Origin of the sequence: Pedobacter psychrodurus, assembly GCF_032678585.1 — a bacterium.
GTDB lineage: Bacteria > Bacteroidota > Bacteroidia > Sphingobacteriales > Sphingobacteriaceae > Pedobacter > Pedobacter psychrodurus_A.
The window spans coordinates 17,854-35,876 of sequence record NZ_JAVTSN010000052.1 but is presented as its reverse complement, the minus strand read 5'-3'; the positions used below and the strand labels follow the sequence as shown (position 1 = coordinate 35,876).

Genomic DNA, 18,023 nt, shown 5'->3' with positions numbered 1-18,023 from the left:
TCTATGCGTTTAATGCTATTTTATAAAGAAAAAATTCTGTTTCCTCGCCCTGTTTTACAAAGCCTATACTTTCGTACAAATGCTGCGCATCGTAATTATCAACAGCGGTTTCCAATTGTACGAATGTAGATCCATTGGCCCTGGCGAAATCCATCGCCGTTTTAATCAACTTTTCACCTATGCCCTGCTTACGGTAATCCGCATCAACATATAGATCGTTTAAAATCCAGTTTTTACTTAACCTTACCGATGAATACTTAGGATATAACTGCGTAAAACCAACCGCCTGTTGTGTATTATGATCAATGGCAACAAAAATAATAGACTCGTTATGTTGCAATCTTTCATCCAGGAAAGCTTTAGCCATTCCGATATCCGAAAACTGATTGTAGAATATGCGATATTGGTTAAACAGTCCGGCTACTAAGTGTGCTTCTGCTGATCCAACTTGTTTAATCGTTATATTATTCACAATCAGTCCTGTCATTTTGGGTTGATGGATAGGAAAAAAGTATAAATTCCAGATCATCAATCCCATTGTTCATGATCTTATGTTTCTCACCCGCTTTAATCTGCAAACCCGAATTGGCATCAACTATAAAATTTTCACCCTCAACCAAAAATTCCGCCTCACCTTTTAATATGAAGAAAAACTGTTCTGCATAGGTATGGAAGTGCAATTTTTCAGCAGTTTGTACCGGCATCAACTCTTGTTTAACCACCGCCTCTGGCCTGCTTACAAAATTCCATCCGTCACAGTTATCACCCCATTTATAGTGGCTTAAACAATTCTCTTTTGAAAGGATTTCGCTCATTTTTAGTATCAAGTATGTAGGATCGGTATCAAGAAAAGGTAAGCTTACCTTTTCGTTTCATATTAAGCTAGGCTTCCTCACCATTCACCTTGTGCCAGATCATTACCTGGTTACCAAATATTTTAGAGAAACCCTTAACGTCTTCTCCACTCCAGGCATTGTTCATTTCGCCGTAGCTGCCAAATTTATTGCTCATTAAATCGTGGTTAGATTCAATGCCGATAATCTGGAAACGGTATGGCAACAATTCTACAAATACTTTACCGCTCACAAATTTTTGTGTATCGGCCAAAAATGCCTCAATATTCCGCATGATCGGATCGTGGAACTGACCTTCGTGCAACCAGTTACCATAGAAAGACGACAATTGTTCTTTCCAGCTTAGCTGCCATTTCGTTAAAGTATGTTTTTCTAAAGTATGGTGTGCTTTGATAATGATAATCGGGCCGGCAGCTTCGAAACCAACCCGACCTTTAATACCGATAATGGTATCACCTACGTGAATATCTCTGCCGATGCCGAAAGGCTGGGCAATGGCCTGTAATTTTTGGATCGCCCTAACAGGCTCCAGTTTTTCGCCATCAATGGCAACCAATTCCCCTTTTTCGAAGGTTAATTCAACTTTACGCGGTTCAGTTTCTGAAACCTGGGTTGGCCAGGCACTTTCCGGTAAAGTTTCGTTTGAAGTTAAAGTTTCCTTTCCCCCAACCGAAGTTCCCCATAAACCTTTGTTGATCGAGTATCTGGCCTTTTCGGCACTATATTCAACTCCGTGTGCTGCTAAATATTCTATTTCCGCTTCGCGGGATAATTTTAAATCTCTAATCGGTGTAATGATTTCAACTCCTGGAATCAGGATGTTAAAAATCATATCAAAACGCACCTGATCATTACCAGCCCCTGTACTTCCATGTGCTACATAATCGGCACCTATTTTTTTTACATAATTGGCTATTGCAGTTGCCTGACTTACGCGTTCTGCACTAACAGATAATGGATAAGTAGCGTTTTTTAATACGTTGCCAAAAACCAGGTATTTAATACAGCCTTCATAATAACTTTCAGTTTCATCTACAACAGCATGCGATTTTACGCCCAAAGCATATGCTCTTTTCTCAATTTCCTGCAATTCTTCATCAGAGAAACCACCAGTATTTACAATTACCGAGTGAACTTCTAATCCGCGATCCTGTGCCAGGTAAATACAACAAAATGAGGTATCTAATCCTCCGCTAAATGCTAAAACAACTTTTTTCATGCTATTTATTAAATAAAAAGGTAAATAAAAATAAAAGGGCTTTTAAGCCTGTTTTGGGCTTAGGTTTAACAACTAAACGTTGTTTGATGCGCATAAAGCGCTCGTATAATTTGGGTTTCTTTTGCAGTTCTTCGGCAAACTGTTTGGCTACTTCATGTTTCTTTTCAGCTGGATCATAAAGCATGGCGGTACACATACAGTTTTTGCGTTCCTTCATTTTCAAAATTTCGAAGTTTACGCAGCTCTGGCAACCTTTCCAAAATTCTTCATCCTGGGTAAGTTCACTGTAGGTTACAGGTTCGTAGCCCAAATCAGAATTGATTTTCATTACCGCCAGGCCCGTTGTTAAACCAAATATTTTTGCCTTTGGATACAACTTTCTCGATAAACCGAAAATTTCATTTTTAATGGCTTTTGCCAATCCTGCTTTACGGTATTTTGGACTTACTACCAAACCACTATTGGCTACAAACTGGCCATGGCTCCAGGTTTCGATATAGCAAAATCCTGCCCAGGAACCATCTTTATGGAAAGCAATAACCGATTTACCCTCCTGCATTTTATTAGAAATGTATTCTGGCGAACGCTTGGCAATGCCTGTTCCACGAGCTTTTGCAGATTCTGCCATCTCGGTTACTATTTCTTCTGCAAATACACGATGTTCAGGAAGTGCGACCTGCACTATAAATTCGTTAATATCCATTCGTTTTCTAACGAAAAATTATAAGTATTCTTGTTAATTGGGTTTTTAGAGAGGATCAATTCCTCGTTACGTTTAGTGTAGGTACTAAATACGTGGAGTGAAATTTTGCCGGCTTGTGGGACAATAAAATACGGGTTGAAAATGATTAATAAACAGACCTTTCCCAGACACCATTTGTGTTGAGGAAACTGAAAGTTTATGTAAAATCTGTTTAATCATTTCTTGCGTATTAAAACGGCTTTAACTCTATTGAGGTGCAAAGGTTTAAATAAAAATCGAGTTACACAATAATATCGTGATTTTTTTATGTTAAGCTTTTAGTTTTATTGAACTAATCTGACTTAATTAGCCCATAATGATACTTTATATCATGAAGTTATTTTTAATCTACAATTAATTCCCCTACATCTTAATTGTCGTTTTTAACATTGTTAAAAAAAAGAGCTAAACTTTAACATCTGCTTAACATCATTTAACATCCGGAAACGCCGTTTAAACGCAATATTTGTACACCTGTAGCGAATACCGTCCAGCTATCGTTTTATTGATGTTCCATAAATATTAAATCAAATTTTAAAACAACATGAAGAATTTTACTCCCGTTTATTTCAAACCGCTTACTTTACTTGTGCTAGTCGCCTTTACAGCATTAACTTCTTGCAAAAAAACAGAAACTGCCGATCCTACTATTGCTTATATCAGAGTAATCAATACTTCTCCGACATTGGCAACGTATAACGCTTACTTTAATGGGACGATGGTTAATACCGCAGCTTTGCCTTATGGTGGCTCTGCTTCCTATACCGCGTACACAGCGGGTTCTTACAGTTTAAAATTTACCACAGCCAGCAGTACAGAGAGTTTGTTAACCAAAACCATAGCCCTGAGTGCAAGCACTTATTATTCTTCTTATCTGATCAATAAACCAGCGGCATTGGATGTTTACACCATAGGTGATGACCTGTCAATTCCGGCAACGGATAAAGCTTACATCCGTTTTATCAATTTATCGCCAGACGCACCTGCATTGGATTTAGCAAAAACAGGCGCCACTACTACACTGATTACCAATAAAGCTTTTAAAAATGCGAGCGCATTTGTTGCGGTAGATGCAGGAACTTATACTTTTGATGCAAAAGAAACTGCTTCAGGAACAGTTAAAGCCACTACCCCAAGTGCTACTTTTGTAGCGGGCTATCATTATGATGTGATCTGTGGTGGTTTGGTAACACCTGCAAACGATACCGAACGTGCATTGAATTTACAGACGATATTAATTAAATAATAAGATTAAAATCCTTTATCCATAAAAAGGGCAATTTTCGATATGAAAATTGCCCTTTTTATATTAATAATTCAAGAACAGGTCGTTAAGATAGAGGCCTATTTTCCTTAATTATTTTTTAACTACATCAGGGAATTTTACCTGGATTATATAAGTTCCCTCGAGCTTTAACTGCCACGACCATCTTGGATTTACAGAAAAACCTGGCGATGCCGGAAAGCCATCTATTGTCTTTATAAAGGTGCTCGGTATTCTGTAATACATCAAAAAGCCCCAATCGGTAGTTGGTGTAACATATTTTGTTAAAGGAAACGGTGCTACCTCAAAATCGCAGATCATGGCTGTATCCGTCTGGATCACAGGATTAAATTTCGCATAGTTTTCAAAAATTGGCCTATCTCCCCTTGCTATAATTTCTCCCGCTTTAGGGTTGAAAACTTTACCATTTTTATCCACCATCTTTAAAATGGCCCTTGCACCCTGGTTAGAAATTTTGGTACAGGTAATGGTCGGGTTTTTCATCGGCGTTGCTACACCCGTAACATCATTAAAGCCGTTAGCAACATTATCTGTGATAACGAATAAATCTTCAATTTCTGGATCTACAACGTTGATCGTAGCGAGTTTCGGAAAAACCTTAACACCCGTAGCATTGGTCATCTCTACATCAAAAACGTATCTACCCAGTGGTAAATTGGCTGATGCTTTGTTGAAAGTAAGCTGACCGCTATTCTCATTAAAATACATGGGTAATCTCTTCACCAATTCTCTTTTTTTATCCAGTTGCTCACGCGTAACATCTGTTTCCGGATCAAAATTCATTCCTGTTTTAAACACTAAAATTTCGTATTCTTTTGAAAATTCTGCCGGTGCCGGAGAACCGTCTTCTTTTCGCAAGTTTAACATTTTAAATGTATAAGGTGGGGTAGATCCATCAGCATTAATCCTGTCAGACTGAGCTAATATCAATCCTCTTTTAGCAAAGATATCATTGTCTTTATATCGGATTGCATCGCTTTGGAAACCTTTCTCAATTTTTGTGCAGGCATACATGCTTAACAAAAACAATAGGCCTAAAATATATTTAACTTTCATATTTGATAAAGTTTATGGTTAATTCCCTAAGGGTTGTGCATTAAAGAACAAACGATGATTTCCACTTAAAACATGAACAATTCCTGTTTTGGTTATAATGCCAGATGTTTGGACGTCTACAGCCTTATCTTTTTGATCTTCGGGTATAGCATTCAAATCGGGCTCTTTATCATCACGCGTGCCAATCACTTTGGTATAGGTAACATAATCTACGTAATTTATATACTGACCATACTCGTAAGAACGCCTAAACTTTATCAGGTATTGAACGTTTGGAATTACACCTAATAAACTGTTGTATAATTTACCCCCCAGTGTAATCTGATCCCTGTTTATTTTTCCTGTAAACAGATAGGTTTTTAAAGAATCGCTCAGCTCCTGTGATGGAATATCTTTTATTCCGAAATTAAAATTTTCATTTCCGGTTTCAATAGCCTTCTGGTTTTTCTTTGCACTTACATAATCGGCAACGCTATAATTGGTGGCAGCAAAGAAGGTAACATCTCCATTTACGAGATCTTTTAAGCCAGCTTTATCAATCACCTTAACCAAAGAATCAAAATTCCGGTTGGATTTTAAATAATCATAGGTGGTCATGTCCACATAGGCATTACTCGTCCCACCATCACGTTTATAATCGTCTTTCTTACATGCCGATAAGGCAGTTAAGGCTATGCATATATATATTAAAATATTATTTTTCATGATTTTTAATCTTAGGATTAAATTTATTTACACTTTACCCAACCAATAGGTAGTTTGTTTCAGATATGGATTGTTCCTAAATAAAGCAGGATCTAAAGGCCAATAAAAGCCTTCTTTTCTAAATCTCGCTTCAGGAAGCCAGTCTACAATAAAACCATATCTTCGGGTCCGCAGCAAATCATAAAACAAATGGCCTTCCAAAAACATTTCCCTTCCACGTTCTATAATGTACTCATCCATCACCTCATCTACTGTTAGGCCAGCATCTACCAAAACAGGATCAGGATCATTTCTTCTTCTAAAGTTATTGATAATCGTAGTGGCAGTAACTGCATCGCCTTTGTAAAGTGCAATTTCTGCTTTCAGTAGCTGCATATCCCCTAATCTGAAGATAATGATGTTATTGCTTAGATAAGGGTTTAACTTTTGCCCCGGATTCCGATAAGTTACATTGCTGTATTTAATGCACATGGGTTTTTCTGGAAGTGTAAAATCAAAACCTTTTTTATACCGGATATCGGTATCCGTATAAAAATGATCATTTATATATCTTGGTACTACATAAAGCCGTGGGTTGTTCTCAAATCCATTAATATAGCTTCCGTTTAAAAACTGTGCACCTATTGAACTGGCTGATCCCTCAAGCGTATTTTCGTTAATGTTAATTTCAAAAATACCTTCCGGAGAACGACCTATAAAAGTATTTTTATAATTGGCAGTATCGGTTAAGGTATAACCTCCGCGGCTGATTAAAGTATTAATGGTTGTATCGGCACTATTTACATCAACCAAATTTGGTGCATCGGTTGTTACATCGGCCATAGTTGCCCGCCACAAATACAAATGGGCTAAAAGTGCATAAACAGATCCTTTATTGGCGGTTACTTTTGCATCGCCGCTGTTGGCATAAGTCCAGCCCAACAAGTTAATGGCTTTATGGCAGTCATCCTCTATCAGTTTCATTACCTCCGCTCTTGGTTTTCTAGGCAGCTGGGGTGCATTAAGCGGATCTTCGTATGATTCGGTGACAATTGGCACATCGCCCCAAACCCGCACCATCATAAAATAACTCAAGGCTCTTAAAAAATAAGCCTGACCTAAAATGTTGTTTCTAAATTCAGTAGCATCATCTTCTTCGGATAATTGTGCATCTGTCATTCCCGCTGCCTTTTGCAATATGAGGTTAGACATGGCTATGCTTTTATAATAAAGCGTATAATTAGCCAAGGTATTTAGGTTATATTGAAAAGTAAAGTCGCCGTTTTGTATACCTTCAAGCCCATCTCCATTGTACTGTATGGTAAAGTAATTTTTAGCAATGGCATCGCCATACATGTAGTACCGGTTATTTTTATTGGTAATGGCATTGCGCAACAAGGCGTAATTGCCAGCCATGGCGCTCCTAGCATCTTTGGAGTTCTTCCAAAAATTTTGCTCATATGGTGCATCTTTAGGCTCTTCGTAAAGTAGTTTCTTACACGCACTGGTACTTACTAGAATGATTACAGTGCTTAATATGCCGAGTTTTGTAATTATATTTTTCATCTTAATGGTATTAAAATTGAACTTGAAGACCTAAAGTATATTTTTTCGGAATCGGGTATCCGGTTCCGATATACTCACCATATCCGTTTACAGCCTCTGCATCTGGCAATTTTTTAGATTGTTGGAACATGTGCACATTATCTATCATAGCAAACACTTTAAACTGGCTTAAGCCCCACCTGCTCAAAGTTTTTGCACCTAAATCGTAGCCTAGTGTAATATTTTTTATCCTCAAATAGCCACCTTTTTCTAAGAAAAATGTTTGTGCACCTGTGTAATAATAACGGTAGGTACCCAGATCGTATTTGGCATATTCGGCATTATCGCCTGGGTTTCTCCAGATGTTTAATTTATCCAAATCTGGCGTCGAGAAACTGGCAAATTGGTATAGCGCATTTCCATCTTGAGAATTTGCAAAACGATCTGAATCAAATAAGTTAAGTACATCTCTTTTAAGGGTAAATGTTGCAAAAACACTCAACGAGAAATTTTTGTAGCTAAAATTATTGGTCCAGCCACCGGTAAAACGAGGATTAGGATCGCCGATTGGCATTTTATCAGGATTAATGCCATCATTAAAAATATCTACAAAATAATCGCCATCTAAATCGGCCAGATAAAAATCTCCTTCGTTGAAAGTACCATTGCTATTCCGGTAACGTTCGCCCGTAAATGGATTTTGTGGGATATCTCCGCTTCTGGAAAATACGCCTTTGGTTTGATACAGATAAAATGCATTAAGCGGACTACCTACTGATAAAATATGCGTTTTATCAAATCGATCACCTCTCAAAATAATATCTCTGCCACCATTAGGCAAGCTCATGATCTGGTTTTTGTTATAAGAAATATTAAATGAGGTATACCACCTAAATGGCTTGCTGATAAGATTGCCATTAAAAGTAAATTCCATACCTGAGTTACGTACTGAAAAAGCATTGGTAAAAGCCACATCATAACCCGAGGTAACTGGCAGATCTACGTTAAATAATTTATCCTTTACCTCTTTATTATAAACATCGAATGAAATTGCGTATTTTCCATTTTGAATTTCCAAATCCGTACCAATATTCCATTGGCTAGATTTTTCCCAGCTTAAATTCTTTTGCGCTACACCATTATAAAAATTTGGCGTAATAACCGTAACGCCATTGTAAGAGGAGGCACCACCATAGCCCGCTGCATCACGATCATTACCTTCAAAAACACCATTATTAACCAGGTATTTATTGTATTGTACGTATGCGTTATTTAGGTTTTCATTACCAGTAACACCATAACTACCCCTAATTTTAACCAGGGTAAATGGATTATTGGTGATGTTTTTCATAAAATTTTCTTCTGAGAGAATCCATCCAACAGATACCGACGGGAACACGCCGTACTTGTTGTTTTCACCAAAACCGGACGAACCATCAGTCCTTATCGAACCAGACAATAAATATTTATCAGCATAGTCATAACTAAAACGGCTGTAATACGCAATCAGTCCATGTCCACGATATTGCGATGACGTCCTAATATTAGCCTGCTGAAAGCCACTTACCACTGTTATATTATCGTTAGCACCACCAAAGCCAGAGGCATATGTGTTTTCATACTGATTGTATTCTATATCCTGCCCTACTAATACGTTAAACGAATGCTTATCTAGCGAACCGTTATAATTCAAATAATTAGAAGCTCTTAAGCCTATTCCGCTTGAAGAAAAACTGGTAGCACTATTACCTAAGCCATTGTTTAACAAACTATTAAAACTACCATCTCTTCGCTGATTATCTGCCGTGTATGATGACTGGGAGTTTAACGTAAAATGTTTATTAAACTCATAACTTAAATTTAGGTTGACGCCAAACTGGTTACTGATATTCCTATCTGTGTTTTCGCTGTTCGGGCTTACAAAAAAATTGAGTTTTTCTGGTGAGAGATTGAGTAATGAAGAAGGTAAATTCCCCGCACCCAACCTGGTTGGATTTAAAGGATTGTTGGGATCTTCACCGCCCCTTCCCCTATCGGTTCTGGAATAATAAAATTGTGGATTGATCGTCAATTTTTTATTGAGTGCTTTTGTTGATAAGTTGATTCTTGAACTGTATCGTTTAACGCCAGTACCTTTTACAACCCCCTGCTCATTGTAATACCCACCGCTAAAACGGTAGGTCATTCCGTTATCAGTACCACCCGTTAAACTGATGTTGTTATCGTTTATTTTAGCGACATGATAGAATAAGTCCTGCCAGTCTGTATTCCCATTAAACACTGGGTTCAAACTATCAGTAAGCAGGTAAGGAAGCTGTCTTTTCTGGTCGTAAGAGAGTTGCCTTTGTAAAACTTCCATTTTTTGCCTGCGTTCTGTAGTACCAATAGTGGCTTCGCGTAAATCTGGTCGCTGCGAAATTCCTACATAACTACTTAGGTTAATCTTTGTATCGCCGCTTACTCCTTTTTTTGTTGTAATTAAAATTACACCATTGGCTGCTCTCGAACCATAAATGGCCGCGGCAGATGCATCTTTTAACACATCGATTGATTCGATATCGTTCGGATTAATACCAGCCAGATAATTGGTACCAGTACCTGTTCCAGGCGGAACAAAATCATCAGAAGCTTGGGGTACCCCGTCTACCACATATAGTGGTGACCTTACGGTATTAATCTGATCGTAGCTGGTACTACCTGTTGAGTTACCCCTTACAGAAACGGTTGGTGCTACACCCGGTTGGCCACTAAAATTTTGAACGTTTATACCGGCAAGCCTACCCTGCAATAGTTGATCGAAGCTCGCTGCTGGTAAATTAGCCAGTTCTTTTCCCGAAATACTGGAAATAGAGGCCGTAGATTTTTTCCTGGTTATTTTCTGATAACCAATAAGCACTACCTCATCCAGCGTTTTATTGTCATCCTGCAGAGAAAAGTTTATGGTACCGCTTGCCGTAATTGTTTTTTCAACGGTAACGAAACCGACTATCCTGGCAACGAGAACAGCTTTATCGCTTTGTACAGCCAATGTGAATTTCCCTTCAGCATTGGTTGAAGTACCATTTTTTGTGCCCTTTTCTAAGATAGATACCCCGGGGATAGGTTTCTCATTTTGATCTAAAACGGTTCCTTTTATTGTTTTCTGGGCAAAAGCCAGCCAGGGAATCAATAAATAAAAGAAGGTCGCCGCTAAAAATTTCACATAGGGAGGTCTTGTAGAATTTTTTTCCATTGATGATTAGTTAGGGATGATTAGTTATGTTTGAGTTACAAGTAAAAGTATCAGAAATATTACTTTGATTTTAATTGGTTATTAACTAACAAAAGCAATATTTTAACCTATAATTCAACAAAAACACAATATTTAGTTCTGTAAAAACAACTATTTTCAATTAATAATACGTCAAGAGCAATACAAATGGCACTTTATTAACCTAATTCCCACCTTCTCCCTGAAAAATGAGTTAATTTCCAATAAAAACACTTCACAGGGAGAAAATCAGTAAAACAACTGATACTAAAACGTTAAACTAACTCATTAGGGGAATTATTTGTAGTCAGGATTAGAACTTCATTGGAAAACACCGCCCGCTATTTAGAATTAATCAAAATAATTTGGATTATACGATTTTCTGCCGTTATTTTGCAACTGTTTAGAATTAATCCAAATAAATACTATCATGCTTAAAATCAAACTTTTCAGTTTAACATTTCTTTTAACTTTTATAAGCCTACTCACCTTTGCCCAGCAATTTTCGACCATTAGTGGTACTGTTACCACTTCCGATGGAAAACCAGCTGCGTATATTTCGGTAGGCTTAAAAGGTAAAGGCTTGGGAAATGTAACCAACGATAAAGGTTTCTTCGAAATACAAAGAGTTAAACCAGGTTCTTATATCTTAAGGGTATCGGCTGTTGGTATCCAAAATATCGAAAAGCCAGTGGTCATTGCCTCAGGAGAAAACAGATCTGTCGATTTCGTCATCAGCCAAAATTCAAATCAGCTTAGCGAGGTAAATATTAACCAGGGCGTAAATAAGTATATCGCCAAAAAAAGTGAGTTTGTTTCTAAAATGCCCCTTAATAACCTGGAAAATCCTCAGGTATATACCACCATTACCAAAGAAACCATGGCTGATCAATTGGTATTTTCGGTTGATGATGCTGCCCGGAACGCAACTGGCGTTCAAAAAATGTGGGAATCTACCGCGCGTGGTGGTGATGGAGGCGCTTATTATGCTTCAAGAGGCTTTATTGTACAGGCAAAACTAAGAAACGGAATTGCGGGTAATGTAACCGGCCGGAATGATGCTGCCAACTTAGAAAATGTAGAGTTTATTAAAGGCCCATCAGCAACTTTATTTGGAAGCACACTAACCTCATATGGAGGTTTAATTAACCGTATCACCAAAAAACCTTTTGAAGGAACTGGAGGTGCAGTAAGTTTTTCGACTGGTAGTTACGATTTTAATCGGGTTAGCACCGACTTCAACTTTCCTGTTGATAAAGATAACCATATTTATGCCCGCCTAAATACATCATATAACTACAAGGGTTCTTTTCAGGAGAATGTATATGACAAAGGTTTCTTTATTGCACCAAGTTTATCATACAAAGTAAATGATAAACTGGATTTTGTTTTTGATGCAGAAATTGCCAACGGTAGAAATACGTTAAAACCTTTTGTTTTCTTCTATTTCCCAATAGCGCAACTGGGCTTTGATAGAGCTGACCAGGCTGGAATAGCTTATGACAAATCGTTTACCGGTAGTGCCATGCAACAAAAATATAACAGTTCAAATTTCTTCGGACAGGCCAATTATAAATTTAATGACAACTGGTCGTCGCACACCAGCTTTTCGAGCAATTATAGTTTCTCGAATGGCCGTGGCACCTACCTGTTCCTTGTTCCAAATAGCTACTTCGACCCTACAGCCGGTCCAGGTGCCGATAATTTATCAAGAGCAGATCAATCCACTGACAACAGCAAAATCTTCACTTACGAAGTACAGCAAAACTTTAATGGCGCGTTTAACTTAGGTTCCATTAAAAACAGGGTTGTATTAGGTTTGGATTTTTTACGCCAAAATTCTGATCAGTTATTTTATTCGATCGATACTTTTGACGTCACCAATAAAAATGGAACTGGGGCTAACTACAACAATTTTACCGAAACTAATTTAGCAGCATTTTACGCAGCCAATCCATATTCTAAATATCTATCTAAATACAAATCCAACACCTATAGTGCTTATGCTTCTGATGTAATCAATTTAACAGATAGATTAATTGCGCTTGCCGCAATAAGGGTTGATCGTTTTGATAACAAAGGAAATACCGACCGCGCAGGATCTCTACCTACAGGAGCTTACAAACAAACAGCTTTTTCTCCAAAATTCGGATTGGTATTTCAACCGATTAAAGATCAGCTGTCCTTATTTGCCAACTACCAAAATGGTTTTACCAATATTAATGGTTTAGATTATAAACAGGAAGCATTTAAACCAGAGCAGGCCAACCAGATTGAAGGCGGTATTAAAACAAACATCTTCGATGGTAAACTAACCGGATCGGTATCTTACTACTACATCAAAGTAAAAGACATTGTAAGGGGTTACAACGGGGATCCAACAAACCCTACTGCACAGATCCAGGATGGCAACAAAATCAGTAAAGGTATCGAAGCCGAAATCGTGGCAAATCCTGTTAACGGTTTAAATATTATTGCAGGTTTCGCTTATAATGATAACCGTATGGTAAATGCTTCGCCTGATGTAGAAGGCAGAAGAGATGCTTATTCGGCCGCGCCTTATTCGGCAAACTTATGGATCAGCTATAAATTCATTGATGGTTCACTCAAAGGTTTTGGCTTAGGTGCAGGTGGTAATTATGCTAGCGACAATAGAATCGTAAATAACTTGATCATCACGCCAACATCTACCACTGAAAACGTGTTTACCTTGCCTGCCTATAAAATTTTCAATGCGTCTGTATTTTACGATCATGAAAGATTCAGGATCGGTGCAAAAGTAGACAACTTTACCAATCAGAAATACTGGACGGGTTACAGCACAATGAACCCTCAGGACTTAAGAACTTTTACAGGTAGTATTACTTACAAATTCTAAATAAAAACAACAATCATATTAAAATGAATAAAATTAAACCCATTAGCTTAACGTTCTTACTCTCTCTTTTTAGTCTATTCTCATTTGCACAGCAATCCGGAACAATTAAAGGAAAGGTGAGTACCTCTAATGGAAAACCTGCTGCTTTTATTTCAATTGGCTTAAAAGGCAAAGGCCAGGGTACTATATCCGATGAAACCGGTAATTATACCATTAACCGTGTTAAAGCCGGCACCTATACCATTAAAGCTTCTGCTGTTGGTATCGATGCTTCAGAAAAAAGCATTACCATCGAAGCTGGTGAGACTAAAATTGTTGATTTCGTACTGAAAGAAAACGATCAGGTACTGGAAGAGGTTACCGTAGCCGGAATAAACAAAAAATACAAAGTAAGCTTACCTTCAGCTACCCTTAGGTTAAATGAGCCGTTATTAGAAGCTCCTCAAAACATTCAGATTGTAAGTAATCAGATTATTAAAGATCAACAGATCATTAGCATGAGCGATGGTTTGATCAGAAATGTGAGTGGTGCGGTTCGCCTTGAACACTGGGGAGATATGTACACCAATATCTTAATGCGTGGATCACAAATCCAGGCCATGCGCAACGGCTTTAATGTGGTTTCATCTTATTGGGGACCACTTACCGAAGACATGAGTTTTGTTGATCATATCGAATTCGTAAAAGGTCCTGCAGGTTTTATGCTAGGCAATGGCGATCCAAGCGGAATGTATAATGTGGTAACCAAAAAACCTACAGGTTTAAACCAGGGTGAGGTTTCATTTACAGCCGGCAGTTTTGATCTGTACCGTACAGCCATAGACTTTGACCACAAGCTAACCGCGGATGGCAAGTTCCTGTTCCGGTTAAACGCTGCAGCGCAAAACAAGGCATCTTTCAGACCATACGAAAAAAACGACCGATACAGTATTGCACCAGTACTGAGCTATCAAATCACGCCGAGCACTAAATTAACGGCAGAATATGTTTTGCAAAATGCGAAAATGACCGAGGTGGGTTCTTATTACATCTTTAACCCTGCCGGCTACGCAAGTTTACCGAGAGACTTTACCTTAACACAACCAGGCGTACAGCCTACAAGGATCAACGATCATAGCGTGACCCTTAACTTAACGCAACAGCTGGGTCAAAACTGGAAATTAACTGCGCAGGCCGCTTATTATAAATATTTACAGAATGGCTCAAGCTCCTGGCCATCAGTGATAAACGCAAATGGCACAGTTATCCGTAATGTTGGCATATGGGATGCTGAAAGCACCATGAAATTAGGACAGTTATTTGTTAACGGAACGGTTAAAACCGGTGGCATTGTACACCGTATTTTAGCCGGATTTGATGGTGGCAAGAAAAACTATATTGCAGATTGGGGCCAATCGCACGATTTAGATTTAGCAAGTGCTCCATTTGACCTGTATAACCCAAATTATGGCTTCCCATCAAACGGTTATCCAAATTTTGACCGTAGCACACCATTATTACAAAGGGCAATTGCAGCGGGAGGTTTAATGGACCAGAAATACCTGAGCGGTTATGTACAGGATGAACTGGGCTTTTTTAATAACATTGTCCGCTTAACCCTTGCCGGCCGCTACACCTATGTTAACCAATCGGCGTACGGAAGCCCGGCAGATAAAGCCAAACACTTTACCCCAAGGGTTGGCTTGAGTGTATCGGTAGATAAAAACACTTCTGTTTATGCAGTTTACGATGAAGCTTTTACCCCGCAAACCGGCTTTTTCCGGGATGGTGGCACCGCAAAACCCATAACCGGTAACAATAAAGAATTTGGTATCAAAAAAGACTGGTTTGATGGCCGATGGAATACCACCCTATCCCTTTACCGGATTACCAAACAAAACGAGATTACCGGAGATCCTAACAATCAAGCAGGAGAAACTTTTAGCATCGTAATTGGTGAAAAAAGAGCGCAGGGTGTTGAATTTGATGTACGTGGAGAATTGACCAAAGGATTAAACTTAATAGCAAACTATGCCTATACCGATGCAAAAGTAACTAAGGTTGCCGATGGAGTTGAAGGCGTTTTTGTAGGCCAGGTTGTACCAGGTTTTTCAAAGCATACCGCTAATGCATGGTTAACCTACTCATTACAGAACGGAGCGCTTAAAGGGTTCGGGGTTTCAGGAGGCTTTACCTATCTTGTCGACAGGGCTGTAGGCACCTACAGTGGCGAGAACGCCAACGAAAATCTTCCCGATTATTTCAAACTGGATGGCGGGCTTTTCTGGGGAAACAAAAAAATAAAAATCACGGCTAATGTATTTAACATTTTAGACAAGTATTTATACAGCGGCGCCTACTACACAAATTATTGGAATGCACCTACATATGATCAGGCGGTATATTCATGGCAGGCCGAAGCACCAAGAAACTACAGAGTAAGTGTAGCATACAAATTTTAATTAAAACCCATCAGGAGCAATTGGATCAGATCAGTTGCTCCTGATTTTAACCCCAAAACGGAAAACATGAAAACTAAAATCTCATTATTATTTTTCTTTCTAGCCTTTAGCATCTCGAGTGCATTTGCACATGCTTTATGGATAGAAACAGCCTCAACAGGCAAAAAAGGACAAGCGCAGGAAGTGAAAGTCTTTTTCGGAGAGTACGAAAGTAACGAACCTGATTCTGCTGCAAAATGGTTTAGCAACCTGAAAGCATTCAGCCTGGTTTTAACCGCGCCGAATGGAACAACCAAGGTTTTAACAAGCACACCAGACGTCCATTTCTTTAAAACCAGTTTCACTCCAGATCAGGACGGAACCTATAAACTTTCTATCGTTCATGAAGTTGCTGCTGTTTATGAAAAGGCAAAAATTGAATATTATGCCTTCGCAGATGTAGCAGTAGGAAACGCTAAAATTAATACGGCTTTTCCTGCAACAGCGGCTTTAACTATCAGACCAGATAAACATGCATTAACCGTTGGCGAAACTTCTGTTCACCAGGTGATTTACAACAAAGCTCCTTTTGCAAAACAAAAGTTAACCCTTGTTAATGCTGAGCGAAAGGCACAACCTACCGAAACCGATGCAGATGGAAAATTCACTTTTAAACCAGAAAAAAAAGGAAATTATTTCCTTGAAGCATTTACAGAAGATAAAACTCCTGGAAAATTAAATGGAAAAGACTACGAAAAAGTTTGGCATTTAGTAACTTATACTACTGAGGTGAAGTAACCGAAATTATATTTAAAATTTAAAGCCAATTGGTCTTGAAAAACGCCAATTGGTTCTTTTATTCATACCGCATTGCGAATGGCACTAACAAAAACATCAACTAAATCAAAAAACAAAAAATCGCGTTTGAGGCGGATAAGCGATTGGCTGCACCTGTGGCTCGGCATCGCATCTGGCTTAATCGTGCTGATGTTAGGTGTTACCGGATGTATCTATGTTTTTCAGAAAGAAATTACCGAGCTGATCCACCGTAAAGCATATTTTATTGAAGTACCTGCAAATCCAAAAACTTTACCATTAAGCATATTACAGGCCAATGCCGAAAAAGCGCTGGGCAATAAAAAGAAAATCAGCTTTATTTCTACTTACAAAGCACCTGAAAGGACCTGGGAATTTGGCACCTACAAAGCTGGGGATCCAAAAGCTTTCTGGTATTTTGATTCTATTGATTATTATGATTTGGTTTTGGTTAATCCATATACAGGTAAAGTAACCCTGGTTGCCGATCATAAATATGAGTTTTTTGCCGTAGTAAAAATGATCCATTGGAGCTTGTTGATCAATCATCCCATCGGTCAGCAGATCATTGGTTGGTCTACTTTTATATTTGTATTTCTCCTCATCTCAGGTATGGTGATGTGGTGGCCTAAAAATCTCAAAAAATCTAACTTCGATAAGAGTTTTAAAGTAAAATGGAAAGCCAAGTTTAAACGCATCAACTACGACATGCACAATGTGCTGGGATTTTATGTGATGATAATCTGTTTGATGCTGGCCTTAACCGGTCTGGTGTGGGCATTCCAATGGTTCCAAACTACAGTTTATGTGGTGGCTTCGAGAAGCATTACCCCGCCGAAAGTGGTAGAGGTTAAGTCTGATTCGACCAAAACGATAACTGCAGTGCCATTCGATATCGCTTTTGATCAGGCCAAAAGGATTTTTAAAAATGAAGACCGTATCGGCATGTCGCCTGCAGAAGGTGGTTCGGCAACCATTTACGCCACAGGTTACCGTGGTGATGAAACCTTTTGGAATTACGACCTGCTTCAGTTCGATCAGTATTCTGGCAAGTTATTGCACAGAACCAACCAGTCTGAAAAAAATGCAGGTGAAACGGTAATCGGTATGAATTACGATATCCATGTGGGCGCTATATTGGGATTACCCGGAAAAATAATGGCATTTTTTGCCAGTTTAATTGCAGCAAGTTTGCCCATAACCGGATTTATCATCTGGTGGGGTAAAGGAAAAAAGAAAAAAAATCCCGCAATAGCGGAAAATTAAGCACACCC

At 38.6% G+C, this 18,023-nt stretch carries 13 protein-coding genes; 5 read left to right on the top strand and 8 right to left on the bottom strand.

Features of this window, described 5'->3' with window-relative positions; genetic code table 11:
- Window position 1 precedes the first annotated feature (1 nt).
- The 4 genes from R2S57_RS25700 to R2S57_RS25685 form a co-directional block, all read right to left on the bottom strand.
- On the bottom strand, window positions 2-487 hold the full coding sequence (locus R2S57_RS25700) for a GNAT family N-acetyltransferase (protein WP_316847787.1): 486 nt from the start codon (window positions 485-487) through the stop codon (window positions 2-4).
- Window positions 465-815 (bottom strand): cupin domain-containing protein, encoded by a 351-nt coding sequence (locus tag R2S57_RS25695; RefSeq protein ID WP_316847786.1) that lies wholly within the window; start codon window positions 813-815, stop codon window positions 465-467. Before R2S57_RS25695 ends, R2S57_RS25700 begins: the two co-directional genes overlap by 23 nt.
- A gap of 67 nt (window positions 816-882) precedes the next feature.
- A complete protein-coding gene (gene argG, locus R2S57_RS25690) occupies window positions 883-2,073 on the bottom strand; it encodes an argininosuccinate synthase (RefSeq protein WP_316847785.1) in 1,191 nt (396 codons plus the stop codon).
- Between the two features lies 1 nt (window position 2,074).
- Window positions 2,075-2,776, bottom strand: a complete 702-nt coding sequence (locus R2S57_RS25685; RefSeq protein WP_316847784.1) for a GNAT family N-acetyltransferase — start codon at window positions 2,774-2,776, stop codon at window positions 2,075-2,077.
- A gap of 583 nt (window positions 2,777-3,359) precedes the next feature.
- Between R2S57_RS25685 and R2S57_RS25680 the strand changes: the two genes are divergently transcribed.
- Window positions 3,360-4,061 (top strand): DUF4397 domain-containing protein, encoded by a 702-nt coding sequence (locus R2S57_RS25680; RefSeq protein ID WP_316847783.1) that lies wholly within the window; start codon window positions 3,360-3,362, stop codon window positions 4,059-4,061.
- Between the two features lie 111 nt (window positions 4,062-4,172).
- Here the strand turns inward: R2S57_RS25680 and R2S57_RS25675 are convergent, their stop codons facing one another.
- Genes R2S57_RS25675 through R2S57_RS25660 form a run of 4 tightly spaced genes read right to left on the bottom strand, consistent with a single transcriptional unit; the run spans window position 4,173 to window position 10,617 of the window.
- Window positions 4,173-5,156: a DUF5007 domain-containing protein gene (locus R2S57_RS25675; protein WP_316847782.1), complete on the bottom strand. Its 984-nt coding sequence runs from the start codon at window positions 5,154-5,156 to the stop codon at window positions 4,173-4,175.
- An 18-nt stretch (window positions 5,157-5,174) separates the two neighbouring features.
- On the bottom strand, window positions 5,175-5,861 hold the full coding sequence (locus R2S57_RS25670) for a hypothetical protein (RefSeq protein ID WP_316847781.1): 687 nt from the start codon (window positions 5,859-5,861) through the stop codon (window positions 5,175-5,177).
- A 27-nt stretch (window positions 5,862-5,888) separates the two neighbouring features.
- Window positions 5,889-7,406 carry a RagB/SusD family nutrient uptake outer membrane protein gene (locus tag R2S57_RS25665; protein WP_316847780.1) on the bottom strand — a complete coding sequence of 506 codons (1,518 nt, stop codon included), beginning with the start codon at window positions 7,404-7,406 and terminating at the stop codon, window positions 5,889-5,891.
- A gap of 10 nt (window positions 7,407-7,416) precedes the next feature.
- Window positions 7,417-10,617, bottom strand: coding sequence for a SusC/RagA family TonB-linked outer membrane protein (locus R2S57_RS25660; protein WP_316847779.1), 3,201 nt, complete (start codon window positions 10,615-10,617; stop codon window positions 7,417-7,419).
- 448 nt (window positions 10,618-11,065) lie between these two features.
- On the opposite strand from R2S57_RS25660, the gene R2S57_RS25655 reads away from it, so the two are divergent.
- From R2S57_RS25655 to R2S57_RS25640, 4 genes are all read left to right on the top strand, one after another.
- A complete protein-coding gene (locus R2S57_RS25655; protein WP_316847778.1) occupies window positions 11,066-13,513 on the top strand; it encodes a TonB-dependent receptor in 2,448 nt (815 codons plus the stop codon).
- 23 nt (window positions 13,514-13,536) lie between these two features.
- On the top strand, window positions 13,537-15,954 hold the full coding sequence (locus R2S57_RS25650; RefSeq protein WP_316847777.1) for a TonB-dependent receptor: 2,418 nt from the start codon (window positions 13,537-13,539) through the stop codon (window positions 15,952-15,954).
- Between the two features lie 66 nt (window positions 15,955-16,020).
- Window positions 16,021-16,731, top strand: coding sequence for a DUF4198 domain-containing protein (locus R2S57_RS25645; RefSeq protein WP_316847776.1), 711 nt, complete (start codon window positions 16,021-16,023; stop codon window positions 16,729-16,731).
- Between the two features lie 78 nt (window positions 16,732-16,809).
- Entirely contained in the window at window positions 16,810-18,015 is a 1,206-nt protein-coding gene (locus tag R2S57_RS25640) for a PepSY-associated TM helix domain-containing protein (protein ID WP_316847775.1), read from the top strand.
- Window positions 18,016-18,023 lie beyond the last annotated feature (8 nt).

Excerpts from the sequence above, each read along its gene's own strand:
- R2S57_RS25650 (WP_316847777.1), top strand. The coding sequence starts at position 13,537 with ATGAATAAAATTAAACCCATTAGCTTAACGTTCTTACTCTCTCTTTTT.
- R2S57_RS25660 (WP_316847779.1), bottom strand. The coding sequence starts at position 10,617 with ATGGAAAAAAATTCTACAAGACCTCCCTATGTGAAATTTTTAGCGGCG.
- R2S57_RS25665 (WP_316847780.1), bottom strand. The coding sequence starts at position 7,406 with ATGAAAAATATAATTACAAAACTCGGCATATTAAGCACTGTAATCATT.
- R2S57_RS25645 (WP_316847776.1), top strand. The coding sequence starts at position 16,021 with ATGAAAACTAAAATCTCATTATTATTTTTCTTTCTAGCCTTTAGCATC.
- R2S57_RS25680 (WP_316847783.1), top strand. The coding sequence starts at position 3,360 with ATGAAGAATTTTACTCCCGTTTATTTCAAACCGCTTACTTTACTTGTG.
- R2S57_RS25695 (WP_316847786.1), bottom strand. The coding sequence starts at position 815 with ATGAGCGAAATCCTTTCAAAAGAGAATTGTTTAAGCCACTATAAATGG.
- R2S57_RS25700 (WP_316847787.1), bottom strand. The coding sequence starts at position 487 with ATGACAGGACTGATTGTGAATAATATAACGATTAAACAAGTTGGATCA.
- R2S57_RS25655 (WP_316847778.1), top strand. The coding sequence starts at position 11,066 with ATGCTTAAAATCAAACTTTTCAGTTTAACATTTCTTTTAACTTTTATA.
- R2S57_RS25670 (WP_316847781.1), bottom strand. The coding sequence starts at position 5,861 with ATGAAAAATAATATTTTAATATATATATGCATAGCCTTAACTGCCTTA.
- argG (WP_316847785.1), bottom strand. The coding sequence starts at position 2,073 with ATGAAAAAAGTTGTTTTAGCATTTAGCGGAGGATTAGATACCTCATTT.
- R2S57_RS25675 (WP_316847782.1), bottom strand. The coding sequence starts at position 5,156 with ATGAAAGTTAAATATATTTTAGGCCTATTGTTTTTGTTAAGCATGTAT.
- R2S57_RS25685 (WP_316847784.1), bottom strand. The coding sequence starts at position 2,776 with ATGGATATTAACGAATTTATAGTGCAGGTCGCACTTCCTGAACATCGT.
- R2S57_RS25640 (WP_316847775.1), top strand. The coding sequence starts at position 16,810 with ATGGCACTAACAAAAACATCAACTAAATCAAAAAACAAAAAATCGCGT.